General features: G+C 71.3%; 13 protein-coding genes. 4 read left to right on the forward strand and 9 right to left on the reverse strand.

Going from position 1 to position 14,515, the window contains the following annotated elements:
* Positions 1 to 122 precede the first annotated feature (122 nt).
* On the reverse strand, positions 123 to 1,316 hold the full coding sequence (locus tag AB0H81_RS23245; protein ID WP_358378079.1) for an FAD-dependent oxidoreductase: 1,194 nt from the start codon (positions 1,314 to 1,316) through the stop codon (positions 123 to 125).
* A 259-nt stretch (positions 1,317 to 1,575) separates the two neighbouring features.
* Here AB0H81_RS23245 and AB0H81_RS23250 point away from each other — a divergent pair, with 259 nt between their 5' ends.
* Together AB0H81_RS23250 and AB0H81_RS23255 are read left to right on the forward strand one after the other, a co-directional pair.
* Positions 1,576 to 2,769 (forward strand): cytochrome P450, encoded by a 1,194-nt coding sequence (locus AB0H81_RS23250; protein WP_358378082.1) that lies wholly within the window; start codon positions 1,576 to 1,578, stop codon positions 2,767 to 2,769.
* Between the two features lie 97 nt (positions 2,770 to 2,866).
* Positions 2,867 to 3,280 (forward strand): hypothetical protein, encoded by a 414-nt coding sequence (locus tag AB0H81_RS23255; protein WP_358378086.1) that lies wholly within the window; start codon positions 2,867 to 2,869, stop codon positions 3,278 to 3,280.
* A gap of 14 nt (positions 3,281 to 3,294) precedes the next feature.
* Here the strand turns inward: AB0H81_RS23255 and AB0H81_RS23260 are convergent, their stop codons facing one another.
* The 3 genes from AB0H81_RS23260 to AB0H81_RS23270 form a co-directional block, all read right to left on the reverse strand.
* Positions 3,295 to 4,044, reverse strand: a complete 750-nt coding sequence (locus AB0H81_RS23260; protein ID WP_358378089.1) for an SDR family oxidoreductase — start codon at positions 4,042 to 4,044, stop codon at positions 3,295 to 3,297.
* A 58-nt stretch (positions 4,045 to 4,102) separates the two neighbouring features.
* Complete coding sequence (locus AB0H81_RS23265; protein WP_358378092.1) at positions 4,103 to 4,453, reverse strand: hypothetical protein; 351 nt, start codon at positions 4,451 to 4,453, stop codon at positions 4,103 to 4,105.
* Between the two features lie 136 nt (positions 4,454 to 4,589).
* Entirely contained in the window at positions 4,590 to 6,095 is a 1,506-nt protein-coding gene (locus AB0H81_RS23270) for an MDR family MFS transporter (protein WP_358378095.1), read from the reverse strand.
* A 66-nt stretch (positions 6,096 to 6,161) separates the two neighbouring features.
* Between AB0H81_RS23270 and AB0H81_RS23275 the strand changes: the two genes are divergently transcribed.
* Entirely contained in the window at positions 6,162 to 6,923 is a 762-nt protein-coding gene (locus AB0H81_RS23275; protein WP_358378098.1) for a TetR/AcrR family transcriptional regulator, read from the forward strand.
* A gap of 205 nt (positions 6,924 to 7,128) precedes the next feature.
* Here the strand turns inward: AB0H81_RS23275 and AB0H81_RS23280 are convergent, their stop codons facing one another.
* Positions 7,129 to 7,242, reverse strand: coding sequence for a helix-turn-helix domain-containing protein (locus AB0H81_RS23280; protein ID WP_358378101.1), 114 nt, complete (start codon positions 7,240 to 7,242; stop codon positions 7,129 to 7,131).
* A gap of 108 nt (positions 7,243 to 7,350) precedes the next feature.
* Between AB0H81_RS23280 and AB0H81_RS23285 the strand changes: the two genes are divergently transcribed.
* Positions 7,351 to 8,286, forward strand: a complete 936-nt coding sequence (locus AB0H81_RS23285; protein WP_358378104.1) for an adenosine deaminase — start codon at positions 7,351 to 7,353, stop codon at positions 8,284 to 8,286.
* Positions 8,287 to 8,343: 57 nt separating this feature from the next.
* Here the strand turns inward: AB0H81_RS23285 and ilvC are convergent, their stop codons facing one another.
* From ilvC to AB0H81_RS23305, 4 genes are all read right to left on the reverse strand, one after another.
* Complete coding sequence (gene ilvC / locus AB0H81_RS23290) at positions 8,344 to 9,327, reverse strand: ketol-acid reductoisomerase (protein WP_358378169.1); 984 nt, start codon at positions 9,325 to 9,327, stop codon at positions 8,344 to 8,346.
* A 23-nt stretch (positions 9,328 to 9,350) separates the two neighbouring features.
* On the reverse strand, positions 9,351 to 9,875 hold the full coding sequence (ilvN, locus tag AB0H81_RS23295; protein ID WP_358378107.1) for an acetolactate synthase small subunit: 525 nt from the start codon (positions 9,873 to 9,875) through the stop codon (positions 9,351 to 9,353).
* Positions 9,868 to 11,607 carry an acetolactate synthase large subunit gene (locus AB0H81_RS23300; RefSeq protein ID WP_358378110.1) on the reverse strand — a complete coding sequence of 580 codons (1,740 nt, stop codon included), beginning with the start codon at positions 11,605 to 11,607 and terminating at the stop codon, positions 9,868 to 9,870. The genes ilvN and AB0H81_RS23300 overlap by 8 nt, the downstream gene beginning before the upstream one ends.
* Positions 11,608 to 11,816: 209 nt before the next feature.
* Positions 11,817 to 14,489 (reverse strand): sensor domain-containing phosphodiesterase, encoded by a 2,673-nt coding sequence (locus AB0H81_RS23305; protein ID WP_358378113.1) that lies wholly within the window; start codon positions 14,487 to 14,489, stop codon positions 11,817 to 11,819.
* Positions 14,490 to 14,515: the final 26 nt, after the last annotated feature.

Raw genomic sequence — 14,515 nt, forward strand, 5'->3', positions numbered from 1 at the left:
CGGGCGCCCCCCCCCCGGCGGGCCCGCCCGCGACCCCCCCCCCCCCCCCCCCGCGGCCGGGCCCGCCCCTTCCTCCCTCGCCGGCTCCTATCGGGTGAACCGCTCCGCACGCTCGCCGGTGGTCACGGCGATGTGACGCCCCGCGCGGTGGACGCCGGCTGCCCGGGACGCGGGCCGCCCTTGACCCAGATGGCGGAGCCCGGTCTGCCGGCCTCGCGGCGGATCCTCGTCACGGCGAACCTGCAGGTGAACTCCTTGATCGCCGCGCCCATGCGGCCGCCGACGTACAGGTTCACGGCGGTGTCGTCCTTGCGGGCGAGCTGTCGTACGCCGACGCGCCGGCCGAGACTGACGCACGCCCCCGAGAAACCCAGGCTGATCACGGCCGGTTCGGTCCCCGCGACGCGGCTCAGCACGGTGTCGGCGGCCTGCGCCCCGAGCGGCCCGGCGGCGTAGCAGCTCATCCGCAGCGGCCGGCCCGACGGTGCTGCGGCGTCCCCGGCGGCGACGACGCGGTCGTCGTCGACGCTGGTCAGCGTCTCGTCGGTGAGCAGCCGGCCGAGCGCGTCGGTCCGCAGTCCGCTCGCGGCGGCCAGCTCCGGCACGCCGAAACCGGCCGCCCAGATGGTCAGCGCGCTCGCGCGCACCGAACCGTCGGCGAAGACGACCGCGTCCGGCCGGACCTCGCTCACCACGGCGGCCTCGAGCACGGCGGCACCGTGCCGGGACAGCCACGTGGACACGGCTCGGCGAGCGGGTGCGCCGAAGGACGGAGCGAGGGCCCCGCCACACGCCAGTGTGACCGCGCGTCCCCGTTCGGCCAGTTCGGCGGCCGTCTCGATGCCGGTCAATCCACCGCCCACCACGGTGACCGGAGCGTCGAGGGGCAACCCCTCCAGCCGGGCGCGCAGCCGCCGCGCGGGCTCGAGTTCAGCGATGTCGAACGCGAATTCGGCCGCCCCGGGCACCGATGACGGTGTCGCCGCGGTGCTGCCGACCGCGTAGATGACGTAGTCGTAGTCGAGGGCGCGGCCCGATGCCAGCCGCACGGTGCGGGTGGCGGTGTCGATGCGCGTGGCGCTGTCGACGACCAGGTGGATGCCCTCGCCCAGCAGCGTGCCGTAGTCCACCGTGGCGTCGCGGGTGCCGGCCACGAACTGGTGCAACCGGACCCGTTCGACGAACTCCGGGCGGGGATTGACCAGAGTGATGTCGACGTCGTCGCGCATCCGCAGATGGTTGGCCGCGAGTGTTCCTGCGTAACCGCCGCCGACGACGACGACCTTGTGGGGGGTGTGGTGTTCGGACGTGGACATGGAGAGGTCTTCCCTTCTCACGAGGTGCGACCCGACGGGGCCGGCCTTCGTCACGAACGACAGCGCGACGCCGCGGAATGTGAGGCGACGGCCGGCCTCACAGTTCACCGAGCTGTCTTGTCGAACGGGTATGGGCAGCCGCGACAGGAACGGCAGCCGGTGCCCGAGCGATAGACAGTCGCGTTTCCCTTGACGGGTGACGCGGATGACTGGTGACGCGGAGAAGGTCTCACACGATCACAGGACGGATGGACAGAAGATGACCCAAGCGCAGGAGTTGCCGCTGCAGATGCGGCGGAACGGGTTGGACCCGGCCGAGGAGCTGGCCCGGGCACGGGACGGCGAGGGCGTGGTGCGGGTGATGACCCCGTTCGGCCCGCCCGCGTACCTGGTCTGCCGCCACGAGGATGTCCGCCAGGTGCTCTCGGATCCTGGCCGTTTCAGCAGTGCCTCGACACCGTTCCCGGGGTCCGGTGCCATGGACGAGGAGGAACGGGCGAAGATGCGGGCCGGGAATCTGATCGGGTTCGACCCGCCGGAGCACACACGATTGCGCCGGATGCTCACGCCGGAGTTCACGGTCCGCCGGATGCGCAGGCTGGAACCGCGCATCGTGGAGATCGTCGAGGCGGCCCTGGACGACCTGGAGCGGGCGGGCCGGCCGGCCGATCTGATGGCGCACTTCGCGATGCCGGTGCCGTCGCTGGTGATCTGCGAGCTGCTGGGCGTGCCGTACGCCGACCGTGCCGAGTTCCAGGAGCGTTCCGCCCGACTGCTGGACATGTCGTTGACGGTGGAGCAGCGGGCCGCCGCGGGGCGGGAGGACCGCGCCTACATGGCCGGCCTGGTGGCCCGCGCCCAGGCCGACCCGGGCGAGGACCTGCTCGGCATGCTGGTGCGCGAGCACGGCGACGACCTCAGCACCGACGAGCTCGTCGGCGTCGCGAGGCTGCTGCTGCTGGCCGGGCACGAGACGACCTCCAACATGCTCGGCCTGGGCACCCTGGCCCTGCTGAGGCATCCCGGCCAGCTGGCCATGATCCGCGACGATCCGGCGCAGGTCGAGCCCGCCGTCGAGGAGCTGCTGCGCTGGCTGTCCATCGTGCACGCGCTGGCGCCGCGCACGACCACGACGGACGTGGAGATCGCCGGGCATGCCATCCCCGCGGGCTCCTTCGTGATGCTCTCGCTTCCCGCCGCCAACCGCGACCGCGCCTTCATCGACGACCCCGACACCCTCGACATCACCCGGGGAGCCGCCGGCCATGTCGCCTTCGGCCACGGCGTGCACCACTGCCTCGGGGCGCCGCTGGCGCGGATGGAGATGCGCATCGCCTTCCCCGCCCTGCTGCGCCGCTTCCCCCGCCTCGCCCTCGCCCACCCGGACGAGCAGGTGGACTTCCGGGCCTTCAGCATCGTGTACGGCGTGAACGCGCTGCCGGTGACCTGGTGAGCGACTGATCGTCCGGCCACCCCCTCGGACGGGTGGGACATGAGCGGCCGCGGCGGGAAGGATCCCTGATGGGAGCCATGACCGTTGGGGGTGGCCGGTGCACTGGCATGCCTACGTCTGGGTCGGTGACGGCGAGGAGCGCGAGCGGGAGGAGGTCCGGCGGCCCGGTTCGCCGGAGTTCGCCGCGTCGGACGTCCCGCCCATGCTGACCGGCGACTGGCTGGCCCGGCCCGCCTCCCGCGTCGCCGCGACCTTCGACGAGCCCGGCCCCGCGCTGGAGTGGCTGTCGGACCAGTACCGCAGGGTCGAGAGGTCCTTCCCGCGGCCGGACCGGGTGGGACTGCGGGCGCGGCTCGACGGGGCGGCCGACGCGCTGCCGCGCGGTGTGGACGTGGTGTGGGGCGAGTGGCTGACGGGCGGGCGGTTCGCCGGCATCGCGATGATCTGCTGCCCGAACCGCCACACCACGCACCCGTGCCCGGTCCGCCGCCCCGCGGCCCACCGCCGGTGACGCCGGGGCTCCGGCTACATGGTCGTCCCGCCTGAGACGTCGAGCCGGTGTCCGGTGATGTAGCGGCTGTCGTCGGAGGCCAGGAAGGCGACGGTGTCGGCCACGTCCTCGGGCGTGCCCAGCCTGCCGAGGGGCGTCTGGGACGACAGCCAGGCCAGGGCCTCGCCGACCAGGCGTCCTTGGTGCATGTCGGTGTCGATGACGCCGGGGGCCACGACGTTGACCGTGATGCCGCGTGGCCCGAGCTGCTTGGCCAGGGCGGTGGTGAGGACGTCGAGCGCGGCCTTGGACATGGCGTAGTCGATCGCCCTGGGCATGGCCGCTCCCCGGGTCAGCATGGTGCCCACGGTGATGATCCGGCCGCCGTCGCGCAACCGTGGCAGCGCGAGCTGGGTGATGAAGAAGGGGGCGGTGGTGTTGACCGCGAACAGGTGCTCGAAGCCCTCCCGGGTGACGCCGTCGATCTCGGCCTGACCGCCGAGGATGCCCGCGTTGTTGACGAGGATGTCCAGCCCGTCGGCGTGGGCGTCGAAGCCGGCCCACAGGGTTTCGGCGTCGCCCGGCGCGCCGAGCTCGGCCTGGATGGCGAAGGCCTGCCCGCCGGCCGCTTCGACGGCGGCGACGGTGTCCTTGGCGGCGACGTGGTTGCCGCCGTAGTGCACGGCGACCCGGGCGCCTTCACGGGCCAGCCGGGCGGCGATCGCACGGCCGATGCCCCGGCTGGCGCCGGTCACCAACGCCGTCTTTCCGGTCAGTCTCATCATGATCAGCCTTTCCGTTCCATGCGGGGAGTTCTATGCGGGGAGTTCTATGCGGGGAGTTCTATGCGGTGTAGGGGGTGGTGGCCTTGGCGTCGCGCAGGACCCGCGCCCACCACGTCACCTGATCCAGGAGGGCCTTGGCGGCGGTGGCCGGGCCGACGGGGTCCTTCGGCTGCCCGGAGCTGTCGAAGCACTCCCAGACGCATCCGGTCAGCGGGGGCAGGTCCTCGATGAGGAAGACCGGCACGCCGGTGATGCCGAGGCGGCGCACCCGGTCGAGCCGGGCGCGCACGACGGCGGGAGGTACGCCGCCGGTGGCGACGCCGACCTCGGCGGCCAACCGGGTGAGGGTGGTGGGGTCGCCGATGTGCAGTCCGTCGGTGAAGTGGGCGCGGAAGAGGCGTTCCGCCATGGGCTCGGCCTTGTTCTTCCCTCGCTCCTGAGCCGGTCGGCGGCGCGGGCGAAGCGGGTGTAGCCCAGGTAGGAGTGTGAGCAGATGACGTCCACCACGATCTGGGCCTTCACGTTGTGCGGCATGCGTCGCCCCCTCACGCGGCCGCGCCGGCCGGTTCGGCCGACGGGCCCCGGTCGCGCAACGGGACCTCGCGGACGAACCAGGCCAGCATGAAGGCGAGCCCTCCCAGCGCGGCCGCGCCGAGGGCCATGGCGTGGATGCCGCCGGAGACGGCGAGGTGAACGGCCTCCCGGGCGGATGCCGGGAGTTGCGCGAGCGCGCGGGGAGTGAGCTGGCCGGAGGCGATCCGGGTGCCGGTCTCCGCGCCGAGGCGGTCGACGAGCGTGCCCTGCAGCCGGGCGGTGTACAAGGCGCCCAGGGCGGCCACGCCCAGCGAGGCGCCCATGGTGTGCCAGAGGGTGACCGAGCCGCTCGCGGCCCCCATGTCCCGCGGCTCGGCGCTGTTGATCGTGATGATCGTGGTGGACTGCATGAGCAGGCCCACGCCGATGCCGCCGATCAGTGTGAGACCGGAGGCGAGGGCCAGGTTGGTGCCGGGCCGCAGGAACAGCAGCACGAGCATGCCGGCGGCCACGGTGGCGCCGCCGAGGATCGGGTAGATGCGGTAGCGGCCGGTGCGGCTGATGAGCCGGCCGCTGCCGATCAGCACGGCGACCATGCCCAGCATCGAGGGCAGGATCAGCATGCCGCTGGCGATCGGCGAGGCGTTCTGCACCAGCTGCATGTACTGGGGCAGGAAGGTGGCCGCGACCACCATGCCGACGCCGCCCAGGAAGCGGATGACCTGGGCGAGGGTGAAGTTGCGGTCGGCGAACAGCCGTAGCGGGACGATCGGTTCGGCCGCGCGCCGTTCCACGAAGAGCAGGGCGGCCAGCGCCGTTAGCCCGGCCAGGGTCAGCCCGAGGATCGGAGCCGAAGTCCACGCGTACCGGGTGCCGGCCCAGCTGGCGACCAGGCTCAGCGCCACCAGCGCCACCGTCAGCAGCAGCGCGCCCAGGTAGTCGATCCGCGCTCTGATCCGGCGCCGCTCCAGCCGTACGGCGGCGCCGATGAGCAGCAGGGCGACCGCGCCGATGGGCAGGTTGACGTAGAACGCCCGCCGCCAGCTCAGATGCTCGGCGAACAGACCGCCGAGCACCGGTCCGGCGATGAAGGCGATCGGCATCATCGTCCCGAACAGCCCCATGAGCTTGCCGCTGTGACGGGGCGGCACCAGCTCGCCGATCAGCGCCAGAGCACCGGTCATCAGACCGCCCGCGCCCAACCCCTGCACCATCCGGAAGCCGACGAGCTGGATCATGTCCTGCGCGATCCCCGACAGCCCGGATCCGAGCAGGAAGACCACGATCGCGGCCATGTAGACCGCCTTGCGGCCATAGAGATCGCCGAGTTTCCCCCAGATCGGCGTCGAGGCGGCCATGCAGATCAGGTAGGCCGTCGCCACCCAGGAGAAGTACTCCAGACCGCCCAGGTCCCGCACGATCGCCGGCAGTGCGGGCCCGAGCATCATGCCGTCCAACGGCGCGGTGATCATGCCGAGCATCACGCCGATCACACCTGTACGCAGAGATCGTTCCAACGTGTCCTCCATTCGCGTACTCCGTACTCGAAATGGACCATAACCATTCAGGTACCATGTACGCAAATGAGGGAAGGGATGCGGATGGCCGACGAGCAACCGACCAGCATCTGGCTGCAGCCCGAGCGGCAGGAACGCTCCGGACCGGGACGGCGCCCCGGCTACAGCCGCGAGCAGATCACCCGCGCCGCCGTCCAGATCGCCGACGCGGAGGGAGTGGAAGCCGCGACCATGCGGCGGATCGCGTGCGAGCTGGGCACCGGCGCCATGTCCCTCTACCGCTACGTACCCCGCCGCGACGACCTGTTCGACCTGATGATCGACCTGGCGATGAGCGAGATCGAACTCCCCGGCAGCCCGTCCGGCGACTGGAGGTCCGACCTGGCGCTGCTGGCCGATCAGGTCCGCGCCGTCGGCCTGCGTCATCCCTGGCTGATCACGCTGCTCACCAGCCGCCCGACCCTCGGCCCCAGCCTGCTGCGGGTGCACGAGTTCGCGCTCGGCGCGCTCGACGGACTCGGACTCGACATCGACGACATCGCCGGCCTGGTCGACATGCTCAACGACTACGTCCACAGCGCGATCCGCCGCGAGATCGGCTGGCTGGAGGAGGCCCGCCGCACCGGCCTGGACCCCGAGCGCTGGAAGCGGGACTACATCGGGCCGTACGTACGCGAGGTCGTCGCATCCGGCGCCTTTCCGCTGTTCAGCCGGTCGGTGACGGACTCACGCACCGCCCACCTCGCACCCGAGGAACGCTTCCGGCACGGCCTCGACCGGATCCTCGACGCCATCGCCGCGCTCGTCACATCGCTCCGGCGTCGTTGACCAGCCCCCTGGCAAGGGCTTGATCGGAGTTCTTCGGGCGACTCGGGCCGGCCGCTGCGAGAAGGTCGAAGATGGCGTCCAGCGCGGCCGGGGGTCGGGCTCCGCGCCCGCGAGTTCGGGGATCTCCAGGATGTGGCGGACGAGAGCGCCGCAACGCGGCCTCCGGCAACGCCCGGCGGGTCTGCGCCCTCGAACCCGTCCAAGGTCACCTGGCCGGCTGCACGCGGTAGCGCAACGTGTTGACGTGCACGTACAGCTCGTCGGCGGCCCGCTGCCACGACCGGCAGGTCTCCAGGAAGGCGTCCAGCGTGCGCTCCAACGCAACACCCCCGATTTCCCCAAATTTGATGTTGTGCCAGGTCAGGGGGCAGCAGTTCGGAGGTTCGCACGATATCGCGACGGCCTTCGGTCCGGTTTACTCGGTCCCATGCGGCCCAAAGCAGAACTCCACCTGCACATCGAAGGCACCCTGGAGCCCGAGCTCGTCGTCGAGCTCGCCCGGCGCAACGGGGTCGACCTGCCCACCTTCGACACCGAGGAGATCAGGTCCCGCTACGACTTCGCCGACCTCCAGTCGTTCCTCGACATCTACTACGACAACATGGCCGTGCTCCGCACCGAGCAGGACTTCCACGACCTCGCCGCCGCCTACCTGCGCCGCGCGGAGGAGCAGGGCGTGCGCCACGCGGAGATCTTCTTCGACCCGCAGGCGCACCTGACGCGCGGCGTCCCGCTGGAGGCGGTCTTCTCCGGCTTGAGCGCGGCCCTCGGCGACAGCCCGGTGTCCTCCGCGCTCATCCTGTGCTTCCTGCGCGACCGGGGCGCCGAGGAGGCCGAGGCCGTGCTGCGGGCGGCCCTGCCGTTCCGCGAGCACTTCATCGGCGTGGGGCTGGACTCGGCGGAGGTGGGGCATCCGCCGTCGCTGTTCCGGCGCGTGTTCGACATCGCGACCGGCGAGGGGCTGCGGCGCGTCGCCCACGCCGGCGAGGAGGGCGGTCCCGACTACGTGTGGGAGGCGCTGGACGTGCTCAAGGTCGAGCGGGTCGACCACGGCATCCGCTCGATGGAGGACCCCGAGCTCGTGGCGCGGCTGCGCGAGGAGCGGATCCCGCTGACGGTGTGCCCGCTGTCGAACGTGCGGCTGCGGGTCGTGCCCACGCTGCGCGACCACATCCTGCCCGCGATGCTGGACGAGGGGCTGATGGTGACGGTCAACTCCGACGACCCCGCCTATTTCGGCGGGTACGTGGAGGACAACTACCGGGCGCTGCGCGACGAGCTGGGCATGACGGACGAGCAGCTCGACCGGATCGCCCGCAACTCGTTCGAGGCGTCGTTCGTCCCCATGGACGCCCCCGCGTGAGAACTCACGCGTCACCGGCGCGGGACCCGTGAGGGACCCGCACCGGCGAGCGACGGGTCAGGCCTTCAGCCAGCTCATCATCGGGCGCAGCTTGGCGCCCGTCTTCTCGATCGGGTTGCCCGCGAGCTCCTCGCGGTGGCGCTGGAACTCCTTCTGGCCGCCGTCGAACTCCTCGACGAGCTGCCGGGCGAACGTGCCGTCCTGGATCTCGCCGAGGATGCGGCGCATCTCCTGACGGGTCTCGTCGGTGATGACGCGCGGGCCGCGGGTGTAGCCGCCGTACTCGGCGGTGTCGGACACCGACCAGTACATCTTGGAGATGCCGCCCTCGTACATGAGGTCGACGATGAGCTTCATCTCGTGCAGGCACTCGAAGTAGGCGACCTCCGGCTGGTAGCCGGCCTCGATCAGCGTCTCGAAGCCCGCCTTGATCAGCTCGGACACGCCGCCGCACAGCACGGCCTGCTCGCCGAACAGGTCGGTCTCGGTCTCCTCGGTGAAGGTCGTCTTGAGCGCGCCGGCGCGGGTGCCGCCGATGCCCTTGGCGTACGACAGGGCGAGGTCGAGCGCCTTGCCGGAGGCGTCCTTCTCGACGGCGACGAGACACGGGACGCCGCGGCCGGCCTCGAACTGGCGGCGCACGAGGTGGCCGGGGCCCTTCGGGGCCACCATGCAGACGTCGACGCCCTCGGGCGCCTCGATGAGGCCGTAGCGGATGTTGAGGCCGTGGCCGAAGAACAGCGCGTCGCCCTCGACGAGGTTGGGCGCGACGTGCTCGGCGTACAGGTGGCGCTGGATGTGGTCGGGCGCCAGGATCATCGTGAGGTTGGCCTCCTCGACCGCCTCCGACGGGGTGAGAACGCGCAGGCCGTCGTTCTCCGCCTTCTCGCGGCTCTTGGAGCCCTCGGGAAGACCGACGCGCACGTCGACGCCGGAGTCACGCAGGGAGAGCGCGTGGGCGTGGCCCTGGCTGCCGTACCCCAGCACGGCCACGTGACGCCCCTGGATGATCGACAGGTCGGCCTGGTCGTCGTAGAAGATCTCGGTCACTTGCATTAAACCTTTCAGGCGGTACGGTCCAGTGCCCTGAGGGACCGGTCGGTGATGGAACGGGCGCCGCGGCCGATGGCCACCATGCCCGACTGGACGAGCTCCTTGATCCCGAACGGCTCGAGCACCTTCACGAAGGCGTCGAGCTTGTCGGAGGTGCCGGTGACCTCGATGGTCACGGCGTCGGCCGCCACGTCGACGCAGCGGGCGCGGAAGAGCTGGACGAGCTCCAGCACGTGCGAACGGCTCTCGGCGTCGGCCTTGACCTTGATCAGCATCAGTTCGCGCTGGACGCACTGCGCCGGGTCGAGCTCGACGATCTTGAGGACGTTCACCAGCTTGTTGAGCTGCTTGGTGACCTGTTCCAGCGGCAGCTCCTCGACGTTGACCACGATGGTCATGCGGGAGATGTCGTCGTGCTCGGTCTGCCCGACCGCCAGCGAGTCGATGTTGAAACCTCGCCGGCTGAACAGCGCGGACACCCTGGCGAGCACACCGGGCTTGTTCTCGACAAGCACGGACAACGTGTGCCTACTCATCCTCGTTCTCCCACGTCGGCGCCATGTCACGGGCGATCTTGATGTCGTCGTTGCTGGTGCCCGCCGCCACCATCGGCCACACCATCGCGTCCGCGTGGACGACGAAGTCGATCACGACGGGCACGTCGTTGATCTCCATGGCCTTCTCGATGATGGCGTCGACGTCCTCCGGACGCTCGCACCGCAGTCCCACACAACCATAGGCCTCCGCCAGCTTGACGAAGTCGGGGATGCGGCGCACGGACTGCAGGTCGGTGTTGGAGTAACGCTTGTCGTAGAACAGCGTCTGCCACTGGCGGACCATGCCCAGGTTGCCGTTGTTGATGACCGCGACCTTGATCGGCACGCCCTCCAGGGCGCAGGTGGCGAGCTCCTGGTTGGTCATCTGGAAGCAGCCGTCGCCGTCGATGGCCCACACCATGGCGTCGGGCCGGCCCATCTTGGCGCCCATCGCCGCCGGGACGGCGAAGCCCATGGTGCCGGCGCCGCCCGAGTTGATGAACGTCCCCGGCTTCTCGTACGTGACGAACTGCGAGGTCCACATCTGGTGCTGGCCGACGCCCGCCACGTAGAAGGCGTCGGGCCCGACGAGCGCGCTCAGCCGCTCGATGACGTACTGCGGGGCCAGCGAGCCGTCGTCGTAGTCGTCGTAGCCCAGCGGGTAGGTCTCCTTGTAGCCGTTGAGCAGCGTCCACCAGGCGGAGTAGTCGCCCCGCTGGTCGGAGCCCTCGATGGCGGCGATGAGGTCGCCGAGGACCTCCTTGCAGTCGCCCACGATCGGCACGTCGGCGTGGCGGTTCTTGGAGATCTCGGCCGGGTCGATGTCGGCGTGGACCACCTTCGCGTAGGGCGCGAACGTCGCCAGATCACCGGTCACCCGGTCGTCGAAGCGCACGCCGAGCCCGATGATCAGGTCGGACTTCTGCAGCGCGCCGACCGCGGCCACGGTGCCGTGCATGCCGGGCATGCCGAGGTGCTGCGGGTGGCTGTCGGGGAAGGTGCCGCGCGCCATCAGCGTCGTGACCACGGGGATCTCGGTCAGCTCGGCCAGCCGGCGCAGCTCGGGGGCCGCGCCCGCCTTGTGGACGCCGCCGCCGACGTACAGGACGGGGCGCCGCGCCTCGGCGATCAGCTTGGCGGCCTCGCGGATCTGCTTGGAGTGGGGGCGGGTGACGGGGCGATAGCCGGGGAGCTGCATGACCGGCGGCCAGGAGAAGGTCGTCTCGGCCTGGAGGGCGTCCTTGGAGATGTCCACGAGAACAGGGCCGGGGCGGCCGGTGGAGGCGATGTGGAACGCCTCCATGATCGTGCGGGCGATGTCGGCCGGGTCGGTGACCAGGAAGTTGTGCTTGGTGATCGGCATCGTGATGCCGGAGATGTCGGCCTCCTGGAAGGCGTCGGTGCCGATCGCCTTGCTGGCCACCTGTCCCGTGATCGCCACGATCGGCACGGAGTCCATGTAGGCGTCGGCCAGCGGCGTCACCAGGTTGGTGGCGCCGGGGCCGCTGGTCGCCATGCAGACGCCGACCCGGCCGGTCGCCTGGGCGTAGCCCTCGGCCGCGTGGCCGGCGCCCTGCTCGTGCCGTACGAGCACGTGCCGGACCTTGGTCGAGTCGTAGAGGGGATCGTAGGCCGGGAGGATGGCGCCGCCCGGGATCCCGAACACGGTGTCGACTCCGACGTGCTCCAGAGCCCTGACGAGGGCCTGTGCACCTGTCATCCGTTCGGTCATCGGCTCGTTTCCTTGCGTGGCTGTCTCGTGAGGACATAAAAAATGCCCCTGCCCCACCGAATGAGGCGGGACCAAGGGGCGGCGCGCAGGTCGTCGTGCTTCGCTATCGGCCTGCGCGCCGGCGAAGTACTACGAGGATCTGCATGCGAAGCATGGCCTCACCATAGTCCCTCGGCGCGGGTGGGTGTCAACTTGATGGGACGCGTGTCTCACACAGTGAGACTCGTCCTCATCAGCGAGTCCACTCCGCGGGCAGCCATCGGCCTGGCCACGAGGAAGCCCTGACCCCGGGTGCACCCCATCTCGCGGAGCAGTTCGAGCTGCTCCGGCCGCTCGATCCCCTCGGCCACCACGATGAGGCCGAGATCGTGGCCGAGCCGGACGATGGTCCGGGTGAGCAGGGTGAGGGTGTCGTCGCGGCCCAGCCCGGACACGAACGACGGGTCTATCTTGATCATGTCGACCGGGAGCTGCCGCAGGAACGCCAGCGAGGCGTAGCCGGTGCCGAAGTCGTCGATCGCCAGCCGCACACCGAGGGCGCGCAGCTCCGACAGGCGCCGGATGGTCTCCTCGGCGTCCTCGACGAGCATCTCCTCGATCACCTCGAGGGTGAGCGCCGAGGCGGGCAGCCCGCTCTCGTTCAGCGCCTCCTCGACGGTCTCGACGAAGCGCGGCGCGGTGATCTGCCGGGCCGACAGGTTGACCGACAGGCCGATGTCCCAGGAGGAGGCCCGCCAGGCGGCCACCTCGCGGCACGCCTCGCGCAGGATCCACTCGCTCAGCGGCACGATCAGCCCGGTGTCCTCGGCCGGGCCGAGGAACTGCTCCGGCGGCACGAACACCGAGCCGCGCCACCAGCGCACCAGCGCCTCGACGGCGGTCACCCGGGAGGTGGCCAGGTCCACGACCGGCTGGTACTCGATGGCGAACTGCTGCTCCATCAGTGCCCGCTGCAGGTCGGCGGCCAGCTCCAGCCGGCGCACCACGTCGGCGTGCATCTGCGCGGCGAACACCTCGACCCGCCGCCCGCCCAGCTCCTTGGCCCGGGCCATGGCCACGTCGGCGTTGCGGATGAGGTCACCCGCCGGCATCTCGTCCTCGGCGAAGGCGACGCCCACGCTGGCGGTCAGCGCCACGTCACGGTCGGCCACCCGGAACGGCTCCTGCGAGACCGCCCGCAGCAGCCGCTCGGCCATGTCGACGGCGATCTGCGCCTCTCCCCCGGTCTCCACGAGCACCGCGAACTCGTCGCCGCCCCACCGGGCGAGCGTGTCGTCGGCGCGCACGGCGCCGCGCAGCCGGCGGGCGGCCTGCCCGAGCAGGTAGTCGCCGCTGGCGTGGCCCACGGAGTCGTTGACCGAGGTAAAACCGTCGAGGTCGAGGAAGATGACCGCGACGTGGCCGGCCCGGCCGGAGAGCACCTCGCGGGTGCGCTCCTCGAAGTAGGCGCGGTTGGGCAGGCCGGTGACGCCGTCGTGGAAGGTCAGGTGGGCGACCTGGTTGCGCAGGGCCTCCTCGTCGCTCACGTCGCGGGTGGTGACCAGCAGCAGGTCCTCGCCGCCCACGTGGCGGGTGGCGACCGACTCGGTGGGCCGCCAGGTGCCGTCGGCGCCCCGCACCCGGCAGGCGATCATGCAGGCGCCGGGGCTCCCGCCGTCGTCGTCGAACCCCATCGCGCGCAACGCCGCCTGGATGCCGGGGACGTCCTCGGGATGGATGTACTCGAAGATCGTGCCGCCCACCAGCTCGTCGGGGCGGTAGCCGTAGGTGACCTCGACGCCGGGGCCGATCTCGCGCACGATGCCCTCGTAGTCGCAGACCAGGACCACGTCGCCGGTGCTCTCGGCCAGCTCGCGCAGCTGCCGGTCGCCGAGCGCGACCAGGCGGCGCAGCCGGGCGTTGGCGCCCGACAGGACGAACACCCGGCACAGCAGCAGCAGGACCGCCGAGCCCGCGAGCAGCACGACGCCGCTCACCGGCCGGAGCTCGTGCACGCCCGCCAGGTGGACGAGCATCGTGCAGGTGGCCACGCCGACGAGCACGAGCGGCACGAGCGCGATCAGGTTGCCGACGGACGTCCCACCGGGCGGCGGGCCGGGCTCGCGCGCGGTCCACGGCACGGCGGCCAGCAGCAGGAGCGCCATCGGCGCGAGCATGACGCTCCACACGGGCGGCACGGCGTCGGTCAGCCGGGCGACGGCTTCGGCGACCCCGGCGACCGTGGTGGTGGCCAGCACCCCCACCCCGGCCGCGGCCTGCGGCGCCGCGCGCCCCCGGAGGGCCGACGGGACCGCCGCGCAGGTCACGAGCAGCGCCAGCATCGGCGGGAGCATGGTGAAGGTGAACGTCGCGGGGTCGGCCTGCTCATACACCCGGCGCAGCGCCACCACCCAGCCGATCAGGAACAGCGAGACCGCGCACAGGTAGGAGTCGGTGACGAGCCGTAACACGGCGGTCCCCGACAGGGAGCGGCCGCTCGCGATGAGCGCGCCGCCGGCCAGCAGTACGGTGCCCAGCAGGACGAGCAGATCGGCGAAGCTCACCATGAGGCCGGTGTTCTCGGCGACCGGCCGCAGGGCCACGCCGCCGGCCCAGACGACGGCGCCGCCGCCCATCCAGCGGGTGCCCGTCGCCGCCGGGCGGTGGTCGCCCAGCCGCGCGGAGGTGGTCAGCAGGCAGGCCGCGGCGAGCAACGCCGCGAGGACGCCGGCGACCGCGCCGGTGACCGAGGCCTGACCGCCCGCGAGGAGCGCACCCGCGAACCCAGCCACACCGGTCGCCGCGGCGGCGGTCAGCGGTGTACGTGGATCACGCCAGCGGATCACAGTCGTCGCCCATCCCGTCTCGAACTCGCTCAGTGACCGCCGAAGGCCGTCGGCCACATCGCCAGTGTGTGCGGTCGCGCGGG

Source organism: Nonomuraea sp. NPDC050691, assembly GCF_040654455.1.
Taxonomy (GTDB): Bacteria; Actinomycetota; Actinomycetes; order Streptosporangiales; family Streptosporangiaceae; genus Nonomuraea.